Below are 13,734 nucleotides of genomic sequence, written 5' to 3'. Positions count from 1 at the left end.
GCGACACCGACATGGCCCCGGCCCCCGGGTGGTACCGAGACCCCGCCGACGCCTCGGCCCAGCGCTGGTGGGACGGCAGCGGCTGGACCGAGCGGGTGCGCCGCCCCGCCCCTGCCGCCCACCCGACCGACCGGCCCGCCCCGGCGGAGCCGGACCCGTGGCCGGTCCTGGAGATCACCCCCCGTCCCGTGCGCCGCCGGCCCCGACGGCCGCGGGCGCTCGGGCGGGTCGCCGTCGCCCTGGCCGGTGTCGCCGCGCTCGCCCTCGGGGCGACCGCGGTCCTGGGCGACGACGACCCCGCCCCCACCCGGCGGGGGGCGATCGACGACCGCGGCGGGCCCGAGGTCCCGCCCCCGCGGCGGGCCGAGCCCGGGCTCCTGCGCCGCGACGCCCTCGTCGGGGTCGACCTGGCCGCCCCGGAGGGCGCCGCCTCCATCGTCACCCACGGGGCCCGCTACTCGGTCACCGGGCTGGCCCGGCCCGAGACGATCGGCCGGGGCGACGAGGCCCGCCGACCGGCCGAGGGCGAGCGCCTCCTCGCCGTCGAGCTGGCCCAGGGCCCCGGCGAGGTCGCCGGCGCCCCGCCCACCGACGTGGTCCGCGTCGAGGTCGAGGGCGAGGACCCCGTGGCCCTCCCCGAGGTCGACGAGGACGCCCCCGACGTCACCGGGCGGTACCTGCTGTCGGCGCCCGAGGACGCCGCCGTCGACCTGGTCGTGACGACCGGCGAGGTGGTGCAGCGCCTGTCGCTCGTCGACGGGGCCCGCGGCGACGACACCGCATCGGTCCTGCTGCGCGACACCCGCCAGGCCGACGTCGGCGTGTCGGGACCGCTCGTGTTCTCGCTCGCCCAGGGCGGCCTGGTGAGCCCGACCGCCCGCCTCACCGTCGGGGTGCGGGTCGTGCGCCTCGCCTACTTCTACGGGGCCGACGGCACCCAGGTCCCCCCCGACCCGGCGCAGGCCTGGCTCGTCGTCGGGACGACCTACACGTGGCCGCCCGAGGCTCGCGGTCCCGGCGCCCCGCTGGTGCGGGCCGGCCTGGGTCCCGAGGTCTGGCGTCTGCGGGCCGGGGCCGGGACCGTCGCCGCCGTCGACCTGGCGGCCGAGCCCGACCGGGTGGCCATCGCCTTCCCCGTGCCGGCGGACATCACCGAGGGGACCCTCGTGGTGGGCGGCACCCAACCCGGGGCGGTGGTGTTCGACACCGGCCCCAACCGGGTGGAGATCCCGTTCCGCCTCCCCGGCTAGGACGCCGGGCGCCGATCAGGCGGGCGTCGGGATCCAGCTGCCGTGGAACCCGAACGGGACCCGCACCGGGAGCGGGATCCGGGCCACCGGGTCCTCGCCCGGGGCGTCGGCGGCCCACACGACCAGCTCGCCGCGGTCGGTGTCGCGGTCGTGGGCCAGGGCCATGAGCCAGGCGTCGTCCTCGGCGGTGGCGCCGGCGCGGGGCGCGGCCACCGCCTCGCCCACCTGCCGGCTGGCGCCGGCGGAGTGGATGGCGGAGGTCCCGGCCACGAGGTCGTGGCGGATGATCTCCGACCCGGCGCCGATGGACCCCGGGTGGTCGACGGCGAACCCCGCCGTCCAGCCGTAGCGCGCCCTGCGCCCGACGTGGCTCTCGGCGACCCGCGGGAACTCCTGGCCGCGGTCGTCGAGCTGCTCGGCGGCGACGGTGCCGCGGTCGAGGTCGAGCGTCCAGCGCCACAGCGTGGGCGGGGCGTCGGCGGGGCCCTGGCGATCGTCGCGGAAGGTGCTGTCGTGGCGGATCACCTCGAGCACCAGCCGCCCCTCGCCCCCGTCGACGCCCGGCTCGTCGTAGGCGTTGAGGGGGTGGAAGACGTAGCACGGGTCGACCTCGAACCAACGCAGGTCGGCGGCCGTGCCCTCCCGGGGCAGCACGCCGATGCGGGCGGCGCGCCCGTCCTTCCAGCTGTACGGGAAGCCTCCACCGCGGGCCGCCACCTCCATGTCGAAGGTGACCGGCAGGTCGTAGGCCACGGCGAAGCGCTCGCTGAGCGACATGTCGTGGACCATGGGTCCGTCGTCGACGGGGATGGGCTCGACGTTGCGGACCCGCCCGTCGGTGCCGACCACGATGTACTGCAGGTGGTCGAGGCCCCAGAAGTAGGCCATGGCGTGGAGCTCGCCCGTCTCGGGGTCGCGCTTGGGGTGGGCGGTGAACCCGTTCGGGAGGGTGCCGTCGAGGTCGGTGTGGCACACCGTCTCGAGCTCGTCGGTGAGCTCGACCGGGCGGGCGCCCGCCTCGACCAGGGCGAGGGTCCGGCCGGCGTGGCCGATCACGTGGGTGTTGACCGTGTCCATGCCGGCGTGGCGCTCGCCGGGGGCCGGCGGCTCCCCCAACGCCTCGCTCACCCGGGTGGAGCGGACCCACCGGTTGCGGTACCACTCGGCCCGCCCGTCGCGGAGCCGGAGCCCGTGGACCATCCCGTCGCCGACGAACCAGTGGTGGGTCGCCGGGTCGGGGACGTTCTGGCGCATCGGGTTGGGCCCGATGCGCAGGTAGCGGCCGTCGAGGTCGGCCGGCAGGGTGCCGACGACGGCCAGGTCCGTGGCCGTGACCTCCTCCTCCACCGGGGCGAAGGGCCCCTCGAGGTACGGGTTGGTGGTCTGCACGGCCATGGCACTGCCTCCTGCGCCCGCACGGGGCATAACGCTGTTGTGCATGGACCATAACGGCGTTGTGGTTGGATGTCAACGATGGCCGACCCCGCCCGGACCCCCGACGACGGCGCCGACGTCCGCACCCGGCTGGTCGCCGCCGCGGCCCGGCTGCTGGCCGAGGGCGGGCCCGACGGCGTGAGCGTGCGGCGGGTCGCGAGCGAGATCGGCACCTCGACCATGGCCGTCTACACCCACTTCGGCGGCAAGCCCGAGCTGCTCCGGGCCGTGTGCGTCGAGGGGTTCCGGCACCTCGCCGCCCGCCTGGCCGAGGTCCCTCCCACCGACGACCCCGTCGCCGACATCGCCGCCCTGTCGCGGGCCTACCGCCGCTCGGCCCTCGACGACCCCCACCTCTTCGCCGCCATGTTCGGCCGCAACGTGTCCGAGGTCCTCACCGACGCCCACGACCAGCTCGAGGCCCTGGGCACCTTCCTCACGCTCGTCGACGCCGTGCAGCGGGCGATCGACGCCGGCCGGCTCGACCCCACCCCCGCCGACCAGCTCGCCCTGGAGCTGTGGTCGGGGATCCACGGCCTGTGCTGCATCGAGCTGGGGGCGGGGCTGGCCGACCCCGCCCAGGCCCCCCTCACCCTCGCCTCCATGGGGCGGCGCATGGCGATCGGCGCCGGCGACGACCCGGCCCGGGCCGCCGCCTCCATCCCCGACCCGACCTGACGCCCGCCGAGGGTCTCCGGACGCGACGAGGGAGGGCCCGGAGGCCCTCCCTCAGCGCAGATCAGATGACGAGCGGGTCGCTCAGACCTTCTTCAGCTTGGGCGCCGGGCTCTCGTTGTTGACGATCTTCTTGAGCGAGGTGCCGGCGGAGACCTTGGGGTACTTCTTGGCCTTGGTCTTCACGGGCTCGCCGGTCTGCGGGTTGCGAGCGGTGCCGGCCTTGCGCTGGCCCTGCTCGAACTTGAGGAAGCCGGTCAGGACGATGGTGTCGCCCTTCTTGACCGTGGCCTGGACGGTCTCCTCGAAGGCCTTGATGACAGCGGCGGCCGTCGTCTTGTCAGTCTCGGCCTGAGCGGCCACCTGAGCGATGAAATCGGCCTTGGTCACGTTGGCCACGGGCCAACCTCCTGTAGATCGGTGTCGGATCGAACGATGTCCGTTCCCTGGCATCTGAACCGATGCACCACAGCCAGGTCAAGCACCGTCGGACCGGAACCCCTTGTGACGCAAGGGTCCGCGCCGGGCGAGGGTCGCGGTGACTAGCCTGCCGCCGCCATGGAGCCGTCCCCGCTGCCCGACGGCACCTACGACGCCATCGTCGTCGACGCCGACGACGTCGGCGACGGCGTGATCACCCTCGAGCTCACCGTCCTCGCCGGACCGGAGAAGGGGCGGGTCCTCGAGCTGCGCGGCCCCGCCGGCGAGCACGACACCATGGACCTCCTCGGCATCCCCGCCACCGTGATGGTGGTGGACGGCATCCCCCAGGTGCGGCTGGAGCCCTAGACCAGGTCGTCGAGGAGGTCGCCGGGGGTCTCGACCCGGGCCCGCCGGCCGAGGTAGCCGTGCCAGAGCAGGCGGGCGGCGGTCGAGCGGTGGGGCCGCCAGCGCTCGCCCAGGCCCTCGAGGGCGGCGGGGTCGGGCACGGAGGGCAGGCCGAGGGCCTCGGCCACGGCCACCTGCAGGGCCCGGTCGCCGACGGGCCACAGGTCGGGCCGGCCCAGGCAGGCCAGCAGGTAGACGTCCGCCGTCCACGGGCCGATGCCGGGCAGGGCGACCAGCGCCGCCCGCACGGCCTCGTCGTCGAGGGTCGCGAGGCCGTCGACGTCGAGCGCCCCGGACTCGACCGCCTCGGCCAGGGCGCGGAGGTAGCGGTCCTTCTGGCGGGACACGCCGTCGGCCCGCAGCTCCTCGGGCGAGCAGGCGAGGACCGTCGCCGGGGTCACGGTGCGGACGCGCTCGCGGAGCCGGCGGTACGCGGCGGCGGCCGACGCCAGCGACACCTGCTGCTCGAGGATCAGCAGGACGAGGGCCCGGAACCCGGGGGGCCGGCTCCAGAACGGGGGCATCCCGTGGTCGGCCACGACCCGGGCCAGGTCGGCGTCGGCGGTGACCAGGTCGGCGGCGACCCGCTCGAAGGCGTCGGCGTCGAGGACGGGGCCGCCCTCGCTCACGCCCGTCCCTCCGAGACCCGCCCCCCGTCGACGTGGAGGTGGCGGGTGCCCTCGGTCGTGACGGCGTCGAGGAAGCGGCGATCGTGCGACACGACGAGCAGCGTGCCGGACCAGGTGCCCAGGGCCTGCTCGAGCTGCTCGATGGCCGGCAGGTCGAGGTGGTTGGTCGGCTCGTCGAGCACCAACCAGTTCGTCCCCACCGCCATCAGGAGGGCGAGCGAGGCCCGGGTCCGCTCGCCGGGCGACAGCGACGTCGCCGGGCGGGCCACGTGGTCGGCGGTCAGCCCGAACTTGGCCAGGAGCGATCGGGCCTCGGCCAGCGTCCACCCGGTCTCGGCCAGCACGGCGTCGAGCAACGAGCCCGCATCGGGAGAACCGGTGCCGGCGGAGCCGGCTCGCCCAGGGTGGCGGGTGGGGTCGGAGGACGTGAAGCGGGTGCGGAGCTGCTCGAGCTCGCCGACCCGCACCGACGGCCCGACCCAGCCCTCCCCGGCGGCGAGGGCGGCCCGGCCGAGGAGGGCCTCGACGAGGGTCGTCTTGCCGGCCCCGTTGGGCCCGCTGACGACGAGCCGGTCGCCGCTGCGGACCTCGACGTCGACCGGGCCCAGGCGGAACGGTCCCCGCTCGACGACGGCCCCGGTGAGGCGGGAGACGACGGCGCCGCTGCGCTCGGCGGTGGCCAGCTCGAGCCGGAGCTCCCAGCCCTCGAACGGCTTGTCGACGACCTCCAGCCGCTCGAGGGCCCGGTCGGCCCGCGCCGCCTTGCCGGCCATCTTCTCCGACGTCTGGGTGTTGTGGTGCTTGATGAACTTGTCGGTCTCGCCCGAGCGCTTCACCTTGGCCACGCCCTGGGCCGACCACTCGCGGATCTGCTGGCTCTGGGCCCTCAGCTCCGACCGGGTGCGGTCGTAGGTCGCGTAGGCCTCCTCGGCGTGGCGACGGGCGGTGGCCCGCTCGTCGAGGTAGGCCAGCCAGCCCCCCGAGAACGTGCGCGCCGTGCGGGTGTGCTCGTCGAGCTCGACGACCCCGGTGACCGTGCGCTCGAGGAAGGCCCGGTCGTGGGACACCACGACGAGGGCGCCGACGTGGCTGCGGACCCTGTCCTCGAGTCGGGCCAGCCCGTCGAAGTCGAGGTCGTTGGTGGGCTCGTCGAGGAGCAGGACGTCCGCCTGCGTGAGCAGCACGGCCGCCAGCTCGATGCGGGCCGCCTGGCCCCCCGACAGGGCGTCGGTCGCCTGGTCGAGGACGCGGTCCGGGAGCCCGAGGTCCGCGGCGATGGTCCCCAGGCGGGCGTCGACGTCGGCGGCACCGACGTGGAGCCAGCGGTCGAGGGCGACGGAGTAGCGGTCGTCGGCGCCGGGGGTGCCGGCGGCCAGAGCCGCGGTGGCGGCGTCGAGCGCGGCCTGGGCGGCGGCCACCCCGGTCCGCCGGGCGATGCGGTCGCGGCCCGACTCGCCGGTGCGCGCCGGCTCCTGGGCCAGCAGCGCCACGATGGCGCTCGGGGGCGTGACGGTGACCGTCCCGCGGTCGGGCGCGACGGTGCCGGCCAGCACGCCGAGCAGCGTCGACTTGCCCACGCCGTTGGGGCCGACGAGGCCGAGCCGGTCACCGGAGGAGGCGCTCAGGTCGACGTCGGCCAGGACGGTCGTGGCGCCGCGGTCGAGGCTGATGCCCCGGGCGGCGATGGTCAGAGCAGGGGTGGGAGACGGCAACGGGACCTCCGGTCGAGGGACGGACGGGGGGACGCGCTGCTCAAGCCACGGCGGAGGACCCTACTGGCCGGTCCGCGGCGATCGCCGCCGGTTTCGTCCGCTCAGCGGAGGGTGAGGGCGGTCCAGCCGTCGAGGCGGTCGTCGGCCGCCACCGCGAGGGGGGCGAAGGCGGCGGCCAGGTCGGCGGGCCGCGGGTCGAGCAGCCCGCTGAGGACGAGCGTCCCGCCCGGGGCGACGCGGGCGACGAGGGCCGGCGCCAGCTCGCGCAGGGCGGCGGCCCCGATGTTGGCGACGACCACGGGGAAGGTCCCGTCGACACCCGTCAGAGGCGTCGCGCCGGCCGGCGGGACGGTGACCCGATCGTCGACGCCGTTGCGGCGGGCGTTGTCCCGGGTGGCGGCGACGGCAGCGGGGTCGACGTCGACGGCGACCGCGCTCGGTGCTCCCAGCACCACCGCAGCGACGGCCAGCACCCCGCTCCCACACCCCACGTCCAGCACCGCCGGGTCGGAGACACCCGTCGGAGGGCGATTCGCTGGCGATTCGCCGTCCGACGGATCGGCGAGGATGCGGGCCAGGGCGGCGAGGCACAGCCGGGTCGTGGGGTGGGCGCCGTGGCCGAACGACGGCCCCGGGTCGATCTCCACCACCACCTCGCCGGGTGCCACCTCACCCAACGGCACCCAGGGCGGGTGCACCACGACGGGTCCGGCCCGGACCACCCGGGCGTGGGCGCGCCACCCCGCCACCCCGTCGTCGACCTCGACGGCGACGACCGGCCACCGCCCGCCCACGGCGGCCTCCAGGGACGCGACGCCCCCGGGGGGCAGGTCCACCCGCAGGAGGACGGCACCGTCGGGTCCCGCCTCCTCGCTCAGCGCCGTCACCCCGGCCCCCCACAGCAGCCCCGAGGCCAGGTCGACCTCGTCGGCCCCCACCCGCACCTCGGCCGCCGTCGCCACCCGCCCAGTCAAGCAGCGGCGAGCCCCGTCCGGCGACTACTGTCCGACAGATGTCGGACGTACGGGATCCATCGGACGAGAAGCGGACGACCCCTGACTACGAGCTCGCGCCCGAGGTCCGGGCGGACACGCCCACCCAGCTCAAGGCGCTCGGGCACCCGGTGCGCAACGCCATCCTCCACCTGGTCGCCGAGCGGGCCGCCACCACGAGCGAGCTGGCCGACACCGTCGGCCGGAGCCACGGCACCGTCGCCCACCACCTGAGGGTGCTGGAGGACGCCGGTCTCGTGCGGGTGGTACGGACCCGCCGGGTGCGGGCCGTCACCGAGAGCTTCTGGGGCCGCACCGGGCGGACGATCCTCGTCGACCCCCCGCCCGGCGAGCAGTGGGACGACAAGGCCCTGTTCGTCCGGGAGGCCATGGAGACCTTCCGCGACGGCGAGCACGGGTACACGACGCTCCGGTACGCCCGGATCAGCGCCGGGCAGGTCGACGCCTTCCAGAGCCGGCTCACCGCCCTGGTCGACGAGTTCCTCGCCCTGGAGCGCACGGGCGACGCCGTCTACGGCCTGCTCGTCGCCCTCCAGCCCACCGACCAGCCCGCCCTCCCCGACCGGGCGGACGGCGATGGCTGAGCGGGTCCGCCTCGGCGGCGCGTACCGCAAGGTCTACGCCGCCGCCGCCGTCTCCAACCTGGGCGACGGCGTGGCCCAGATCGGCTACCCGTGGTTGGCTTCGGCCGTCACCCGCAACCCGCTGCTCGTCGCCGCCGTCGTCGTGGCCCAGCGGCTGCCCTGGCTGCTCTTCACCCTGCCGGCCGGGGTGATCACGGACCGGGTCGACCGGCGACGGGCGATGATCGCCATGGACGTCCTCCGCGCCACCCTGACCCTCGGCGTCGCCGGCGCCGTGCTCGGGCTGGGCGACGGCCTGCCCGCCCCCGACGAGCTGGCGTCGGTCCAGGGCACCCGCACCGGCCTCTACCTGGTAATCGTCGGGGCCAGCCTGCTGCTCGGGGGCGCCGAGGTCCTGCGGGACAACGCGGCCCAGACGATCATCCCGGCCATCGTCCCGACCGAGCACCTCGAGCGGGCCAACGGGCGCATGTGGTCGGCCGAGCAGGTCGCCAACACCTTCGTCGGACCCCCGCTCGGCAGCGCCCTGCTGGGGATCTCGTTCGCCCTGCCGTTCCTCCTCGATGCCGCCACCTTCGCCGTCGCCGCCGCCCTCATGGCCCTGGTCGCCGGCCGGTTCCGGAGCCGGCCCGCGACCCACGCCCCCGGGGCCGACCCCGACGCCGCTGCGCCGCCGGCCTCGTGGACCACCGACCTCCGGGAGGGCGTCCGCTGGCTCTGGCACCACCCGCTGCTGCGCACCCTCGCCATCGTCCTCGGCGTCCTCAACGCCATCGGCGCCATGCAGATCGGCATCCTCGTGCTCTACGCCCAGGAGGTGCTGGACACCACGCCGTTCCAGTTCGCGTTCCTGACCATGGGCGCGGCGGTCGGCGCGGTCGCGGGCGGGTACGCCGCTCCGGCGGTGAAGCGCACCCTCGGCAGCGGGCCCAGCCTGTGGCTCACCCTGGCCGTCAGCGCCCTCGTCCCGACGGTGATCGGCCTCACGTCGGCGTGGCCGCTCGTCCTCGTCGCCTTCGCCTTCGAGGGCCTGGTGGCGGTGATCTGGAACGTCATCACCGTCTCGCTCCGCCAGGCCATCATCCCCGACCACCTCCTCGGCCGGGTCAACAGCGTCTACCGCTTCTTCGGCTGGGGGATGATGCCGATCGGCACCGCCCTCGGCGGGCTCGTCGTCGTCGCCGGCGAGCCGCTCTGGGGTCGGGAGGCGGCGCTGCGAGCGCCGTGGTTCGTCGCCGCCGCCGTGGGCCTGGCCCTGTGCGCCTACGCCGTGCCCCGCCTCACGAGCGAGCGCATGGACTCCGCCCGTGCCGCCGCCGGGGCCGAGGCCGTGGCCTCCTGACCCCCGGTCAGACGGCGACGGTGGCGTCCTCGGCCCAGGGGGTGACGCCCAGCTGGCGGCCGGCCTCCTCCAGCACGGCCATCACCTCGAGGGTGTGGGCCAGGGGCATGACCGCGCTCTCGGTCCGACCGGCCCGCACGGCCTCGGTGACCTCGACCAGCTCGTGGGAGTAGCCGATGCCCGTCGGCGGCAGGTCGATCCGCTGGGGCTCGACGCCGAGGCGGCGCAGGGTGAAGCCGTGCGGGTGGTGGAACCGGGGCTTGAGCTCGATGCTCCCGGCGGTGCCGTCGATCCGGGCCCGCCCCACCGAGGGGCTGAGGATCGAGCACGTCAGGGTGGCCGTGGCCCCGCCCTCGTGGACCAGGAGCAGCGCCGCCTCGGCGTCGACCCCGGTGGCGGTGAGCGTGCCCCGGGCGATCACCTCGGTCGGGGGACCGAGCACCATGTGGGCCAGGGCGACCACGTACACACCCAGGTCGAGCAGGCCGCCGCCGCCCAGCTCGGGGGCGAAGAACCGGTTGGTGGGGTCGGCCGGCGCGGCGATGCCGAGGTCGGCCTGCACCGAGCGCACCTCGCCGATCGCCCCCTCGGCCAGCAGCTCCCGCACCCGCACCACTGCGGGGTGGAAGCGCGTCCACATCGCCTCCATGGCGAACACACCGGCCGCCCGGGCGGCGGCGACCACCTCCCGGGACCCGGCGAGGGTCGCCGTGAACGCCTTCTCCACCAGCACGTGCTTGCCGGCGGCGATGGCGGCCAGGGCGATGGCGTGGTGCTGCGGGTGGGGCGTTGCCACGTACACCACGTCGACGTCGGGGTCGTCGAGGAGGGCTCGGTAGCTCCCGTGGGTCCGGGCCCGGTCCCCTCCGGTGGCGTGCTGGGCGGCGAAGGCGGCGGCCCGCTCCTGCGACCGCGAGCCCACGGCGACCAGCCGGGCGCCGGGCACGAGGGCGAGGTCAAGGGCCACCCCGGTGGCGATCCGCCCCGGTCCGGCGATGCCCCAGCGGATGTCGTCGCTCATCGCCGGAGCCTGGCACAGCACCGCCACACTGGGAGCGTGACCAGCCTCGACGCCTCCGCCTCCGGCACCTTCTCGATCGGCGGAGACCTGCCCGTCCACCGCCTGGGCTTCGGCGCCATGCGGCTCCGGCGATCGTCCGAGGACCCGCCGACCGAGGAGCGGGAGGCGGCCTACGCCGTGCTGCGCCGGGCGGTCGAGCTCGGCGTCACGCTCATCGACACCGCCCCGCTCTACGGCGCCAGCGAGGACCTCATCGGCGAGGCCTTCCCGGCCTACCCCGACGGCGTCCACGTCGCCACCAAGGTCGGCATCGTGCACGCCGGCGGCGCCTTCGTGCACCGGGGCCGGCCCGACCAGATCCGGGAGGACTGCGAGCGCAGCCGGCGCCGGCTCCACCTGGACGTGATCCCGCTGTCGCAGCTCCACGACGTGGATCCGGAGGTGCCGATCGAGGAGTCGGTCGGGGGCCTGGCCGAGCTCCAGCGCGAGGGCAAGGTCCGCCACGTGGGCCTGTCGAACGTCGACGTCGACCAGCTCCGCCGGGCCCAGGCCGTGGCCACCATCGCCAGCGTGCAGAACCGCTTCAGCCTGGCCCAGCGGGCCTCGACCGACGTGCTCGACGTGTGCACCGGCGAGGGCATCGCCTTCCTGCCCTGGCAGCCCCTCGCCCACGACGGCCTCACCGCCGCCGGCGACCGGGCCCTGGCCGCGGCGGCGGCACGCCTCGGCGCCACGCCCCGCCAGGTCGCCCTGGCCTGGCTGCTCGGCCGGTCCCCCGTCGTGTGCCCCATCCCCGGCACCGGCGACGCCGCCCACCTCGAGGAGAACGTCGCCGCCGCCGCCCTCGAGCTGACCGCCGAGGAGCGCGCCGCGCTCGACGACGCCGCGTGACGAGGTGGGTTCCGGGCGCACGAGAGGGCAGGGTGGGGGGATGTCCGACTCCCCCGACGCGACCCTCTCCGGCACCTTCCTGATCGGCGGCGAGGTGCCCGTCCACCGTCTCGGCTTCGGCGCCATGCGCATCACCGGCGAGGGCATCTGGGGCCCGCCGGCCGACCGGGCCGAGGCCGTCGCCGTCGTCCGCCGGGCCGTCGAGCTGGGCACCACCCTGATCGACACCGCCGACTCCTACGGCCCCGACGTGAGCGAGGAGATCATCGGCGAGGCGCTCAGCCCGTACCCCGACGACGTCATCGTCGCCACCAAGGCCGGGCTCACCCGCTCGGGCCCGAACGAGTGGTCCCCCAACGGCCACCCCGACCACATCCGCCAGGCGTGCGAGGGCAGCCTGCGCCGGCTTGGGCTCGAGGCGATCCCGCTCTACCAGCTGCACCGCATCGACCCCGAGGTGCCGGTCGAGGACAGCCTCGGCACCATCCTCGAGCTCCAGGCCGAGGGCAAGGTGCGCCACATCGGCGTGTCCGAGGTGACCGTGGACGAGCTCCACCAGTGCCAGGCCCTCACCCCCATCGCCACGGTGCAGAACCGCTACAACCTCGTCGATCGGGAGTGGGAGGACGTGCTCGACGTCTGCACCGCCGAGGGCATCGGGTTCATCCCCTGGTTCCCCCTGGCCATGGGCGACCTGGCCAAGGAGCACAGCGCGCTGGTGGATGCCGCCGAGCGCCTCGGCGCCGCGCCCAGCCAGGTGGCCCTGGCCTGGCTGCTGGGCCACTCCCCCGTGGTCCTGCCCATCCCCGGCACCGGCAGCGTGGCCCACCTCGAGGAGAACATCGCCGCCGCCGGGCTCGAGCTCACCGACGACGAGCGCGCCGCCCTCGACGCCGCCGCCTGATGGCGTACGACGCGGCGCTCGCCGCCACCGTGGTCGAGCGGACGTGGGACGACGAGATCGTCCCGGCGCTGGAGGACTACATCCGGATCCCCAACATCAGCCCCGAGTACGACCCGGGGTGGGCCGAGGCCGGCCACATGGACCGGGCCGCGGAGCTGGTGCGGGCGTGGCTGGCGGACCGCGACGTGGCGGGCATGACCGTCGAGGTCGTGCGGCTCGAGGGCCGGACGCCGGTGGTGCTGGCCGAGATCCCGCCGAGCGCGGGCGCCCACGGCACCGACGCCGACGCCGACGCCGACGCCGACACCGACACCGTCCTCCTCTACGGCCACCTGGACAAGCAGCCGCCGATGGCGGGCTGGCGCGAGGGCCTGGCCCCGTTCGAGCCGGTGATCGAGGGCGACCTCCTCTACGGCCGGGGCGGCGCCGACGACGGCTACGCCGCCTTCGCCTCCCTCACCGCCGTCGAGGCCGTGCGCGCCGCCGGGGGGAGCCACGCCCGCTGCGTCGTGCTGATCGAGGCGAGCGAGGAGTCGGGCAGCCCCGACCTCCCCGCCTACGTCGAGCACCTGGCCGACCGCATCGGCACCCCCAGCCTCGTCGTGTGCCTGGACTCGTGGTCGCCCGACGAGGAGCGGCTCTGGCTCACCACCTCGCTGCGGGGGCTGGTCCAGGCCCGGCTGCGGGTCGACGTCCTGCGCGAGGGCGTCCACTCCGGCATGGCCGGGGGCGTCGTGCCCTCGTCGTTCCGGATCCTCCGGCACCTGCTCGACCGGGTCGAGGACAGCGCCACCGGCGCCCTCCTGCTGCCCGAGCTCCAGGGCGACGTCCCCGACGAGCGCCGGGCCCAGGCCGAGGCGGCCGTCGCCGCCGGGGTCGACCCGCGGGCCGAGCCGCCGTGGGTCGCCGACCCCGTCGACGAGGACCCCGTCGCCCTGATGCTGGCGAACACGTGGGGGCCGTCGCTGGCGGTCACCGGGCTGGGCGGCGCGCCGCCGCCCGAGGAGGCCGGCAACGTGCTGCGGGCCCACACCGAGGCTGCCCTGTCGCTGCGGCTCCCGCCGGGGGTCGACGCCGCCACCGCGGCCGGCGCCCTCGACCGGGCCCTCACCACCGCCGTCCCGGCCGGAGCGCGGGTCACGCTGACCATCCTCTCGGCCGAGACCGGCTGGGCGGCACCGCCGACGGCGGGCTGGCTGGCCGACGCCCTCGAGGGGGCGTCGACCGCCTCGTTCGGCGCCCCGGCCGGCAGCGTCGGGGTCGGCGGCAGCATCCCGTTCATGGCCATGCTGGGCGAGCGGTTCCCCGACGCCCAGTTCGTCATCACCGGGGTGCTCGTGCCGGGCTCCAACGCCCACGGCCCCAACGAGTCCCTGCACATCCCCACCGGCAAGAGGGTCACCGCCGCGGTGGCGACGGTCCTGGCCGCGCACGCGGGCCGCTGACGGCTG

At 75.8% G+C, this 13,734-nt stretch carries 14 protein-coding genes; 8 read left to right on the top strand and 6 right to left on the bottom strand.

Annotated features, from left to right (window positions below; genetic code table 11):
• Window positions 1-11 precede the first annotated feature (11 nt).
• Window positions 12-1,250: a DUF2510 domain-containing protein gene (locus tag HC251_RS05840; RefSeq protein ID WP_219944369.1), complete on the top strand. Its 1,239-nt coding sequence runs from the start codon at window positions 12-14 to the stop codon at window positions 1,248-1,250.
• Between the two features lie 15 nt (window positions 1,251-1,265).
• Here the strand turns inward: HC251_RS05840 and HC251_RS05835 are convergent, their stop codons facing one another.
• Window positions 1,266-2,645 carry a carotenoid oxygenase family protein gene (locus tag HC251_RS05835; protein WP_255566611.1) on the bottom strand — a complete coding sequence of 460 codons (1,380 nt, stop codon included), beginning with the start codon at window positions 2,643-2,645 and terminating at the stop codon, window positions 1,266-1,268.
• Between the two features lie 78 nt (window positions 2,646-2,723).
• Here HC251_RS05835 and HC251_RS05830 point away from each other — a divergent pair, with 78 nt between their 5' ends.
• Entirely contained in the window at window positions 2,724-3,362 is a 639-nt protein-coding gene (locus tag HC251_RS05830; protein ID WP_219944368.1) for a TetR/AcrR family transcriptional regulator, read from the top strand.
• Window positions 3,363-3,443: 81 nt separating this feature from the next.
• Here HC251_RS05830 and HC251_RS05825 read toward each other — a convergent pair whose 3' ends face one another.
• Window positions 3,444-3,758 carry an HU family DNA-binding protein gene (locus HC251_RS05825; RefSeq protein WP_219944367.1) on the bottom strand — a complete coding sequence of 105 codons (315 nt, stop codon included), beginning with the start codon at window positions 3,756-3,758 and terminating at the stop codon, window positions 3,444-3,446.
• Window positions 3,759-3,917: 159 nt separating this feature from the next.
• Between HC251_RS05825 and HC251_RS05820 the strand changes: the two genes are divergently transcribed.
• The gene (locus HC251_RS05820) at window positions 3,918-4,148 is read left to right on the top strand and encodes a hypothetical protein (RefSeq protein WP_219944366.1); all 231 of its coding nucleotides are present in this window, start codon (window positions 3,918-3,920) and stop codon (window positions 4,146-4,148) included.
• On the opposite strand, the gene HC251_RS05815 is transcribed toward HC251_RS05820, so the two are convergent.
• From HC251_RS05815 to HC251_RS05805, 3 genes are all read right to left on the bottom strand, one after another.
• Entirely contained in the window at window positions 4,145-4,816 is a 672-nt protein-coding gene (locus tag HC251_RS05815) for a DNA-3-methyladenine glycosylase (protein ID WP_219944365.1), read from the bottom strand. The genes HC251_RS05820 and HC251_RS05815 overlap by 4 nt on opposite strands.
• A complete protein-coding gene (locus tag HC251_RS05810) occupies window positions 4,813-6,528 on the bottom strand; it encodes an ABC-F family ATP-binding cassette domain-containing protein (RefSeq protein ID WP_219944364.1) in 1,716 nt (571 codons plus the stop codon). Before HC251_RS05810 ends, HC251_RS05815 begins: the two co-directional genes overlap by 4 nt.
• Window positions 6,529-6,629: 101 nt before the next feature.
• Entirely contained in the window at window positions 6,630-7,490 is an 861-nt protein-coding gene (locus HC251_RS05805) for a 50S ribosomal protein L11 methyltransferase (RefSeq protein ID WP_219944363.1), read from the bottom strand.
• 50 nt (window positions 7,491-7,540) lie between these two features.
• On the opposite strand from HC251_RS05805, the gene HC251_RS05800 reads away from it, so the two are divergent.
• Both HC251_RS05800 and HC251_RS05795 read left to right on the top strand, forming a co-directional pair.
• Window positions 7,541-8,125: a transcriptional regulator gene (locus tag HC251_RS05800; RefSeq protein WP_219944362.1), complete on the top strand. Its 585-nt coding sequence runs from the start codon at window positions 7,541-7,543 to the stop codon at window positions 8,123-8,125.
• Window positions 8,118-9,467 (top strand): MFS transporter, encoded by a 1,350-nt coding sequence (locus HC251_RS05795; protein WP_219944361.1) that lies wholly within the window; start codon window positions 8,118-8,120, stop codon window positions 9,465-9,467. The genes HC251_RS05800 and HC251_RS05795 overlap by 8 nt, the downstream gene beginning before the upstream one ends.
• Window positions 9,468-9,474: 7 nt before the next feature.
• On the opposite strand, the gene HC251_RS05790 is transcribed toward HC251_RS05795, so the two are convergent.
• Window positions 9,475-10,488, bottom strand: a complete 1,014-nt coding sequence (locus HC251_RS05790; protein ID WP_219944360.1) for a Gfo/Idh/MocA family protein — start codon at window positions 10,486-10,488, stop codon at window positions 9,475-9,477.
• A gap of 36 nt (window positions 10,489-10,524) precedes the next feature.
• On the opposite strand from HC251_RS05790, the gene HC251_RS05785 reads away from it, so the two are divergent.
• The 3 genes from HC251_RS05785 to HC251_RS05775 are packed head-to-tail and all read left to right on the top strand — an operon-like array spanning window position 10,525 to window position 13,728.
• Window positions 10,525-11,379: an aldo/keto reductase gene (locus tag HC251_RS05785; RefSeq protein WP_219944359.1), complete on the top strand. Its 855-nt coding sequence runs from the start codon at window positions 10,525-10,527 to the stop codon at window positions 11,377-11,379.
• 40 nt (window positions 11,380-11,419) lie between these two features.
• Complete coding sequence (locus tag HC251_RS05780) at window positions 11,420-12,283, top strand: aldo/keto reductase (protein ID WP_219944358.1); 864 nt, start codon at window positions 11,420-11,422, stop codon at window positions 12,281-12,283.
• A complete protein-coding gene (locus HC251_RS05775) occupies window positions 12,283-13,728 on the top strand; it encodes a M20/M25/M40 family metallo-hydrolase (RefSeq protein ID WP_219944357.1) in 1,446 nt (481 codons plus the stop codon). Before HC251_RS05780 ends, HC251_RS05775 begins: the two co-directional genes overlap by 1 nt.
• The last annotated feature ends 6 nt before the right edge of the window (window positions 13,729-13,734 follow it).

Source organism: Iamia sp. SCSIO 61187 (assembly GCF_019443745.1).
Lineage (GTDB): Bacteria > Actinomycetota > Acidimicrobiia > Acidimicrobiales > Iamiaceae > Iamia.
The sequence above is the reverse complement of the archived record's forward strand: the minus strand, read 5'-3'. Positions and strand labels throughout refer to the sequence as shown.

Excerpts from the sequence above, each read along its gene's own strand:
- HC251_RS05840 (WP_219944369.1), top strand. The coding sequence starts at position 12 with ATGGCCCCGGCCCCCGGGTGGTACCGAGACCCCGCCGACGCCTCGGCC.
- HC251_RS05835 (WP_255566611.1), bottom strand. The coding sequence starts at position 2,645 with ATGGCCGTGCAGACCACCAACCCGTACCTCGAGGGGCCCTTCGCCCCG.
- HC251_RS05830 (WP_219944368.1), top strand. The coding sequence starts at position 2,724 with ATGGCCGACCCCGCCCGGACCCCCGACGACGGCGCCGACGTCCGCACC.
- HC251_RS05820 (WP_219944366.1), top strand. The coding sequence starts at position 3,918 with ATGGAGCCGTCCCCGCTGCCCGACGGCACCTACGACGCCATCGTCGTC.
- HC251_RS05800 (WP_219944362.1), top strand. The coding sequence starts at position 7,541 with ATGTCGGACGTACGGGATCCATCGGACGAGAAGCGGACGACCCCTGAC.
- HC251_RS05795 (WP_219944361.1), top strand. The coding sequence starts at position 8,118 with ATGGCTGAGCGGGTCCGCCTCGGCGGCGCGTACCGCAAGGTCTACGCC.
- HC251_RS05790 (WP_219944360.1), bottom strand. The coding sequence starts at position 10,488 with ATGAGCGACGACATCCGCTGGGGCATCGCCGGACCGGGGCGGATCGCC.
- HC251_RS05780 (WP_219944358.1), top strand. The coding sequence starts at position 11,420 with ATGTCCGACTCCCCCGACGCGACCCTCTCCGGCACCTTCCTGATCGGC.
- HC251_RS05775 (WP_219944357.1), top strand. The coding sequence starts at position 12,283 with ATGGCGTACGACGCGGCGCTCGCCGCCACCGTGGTCGAGCGGACGTGG.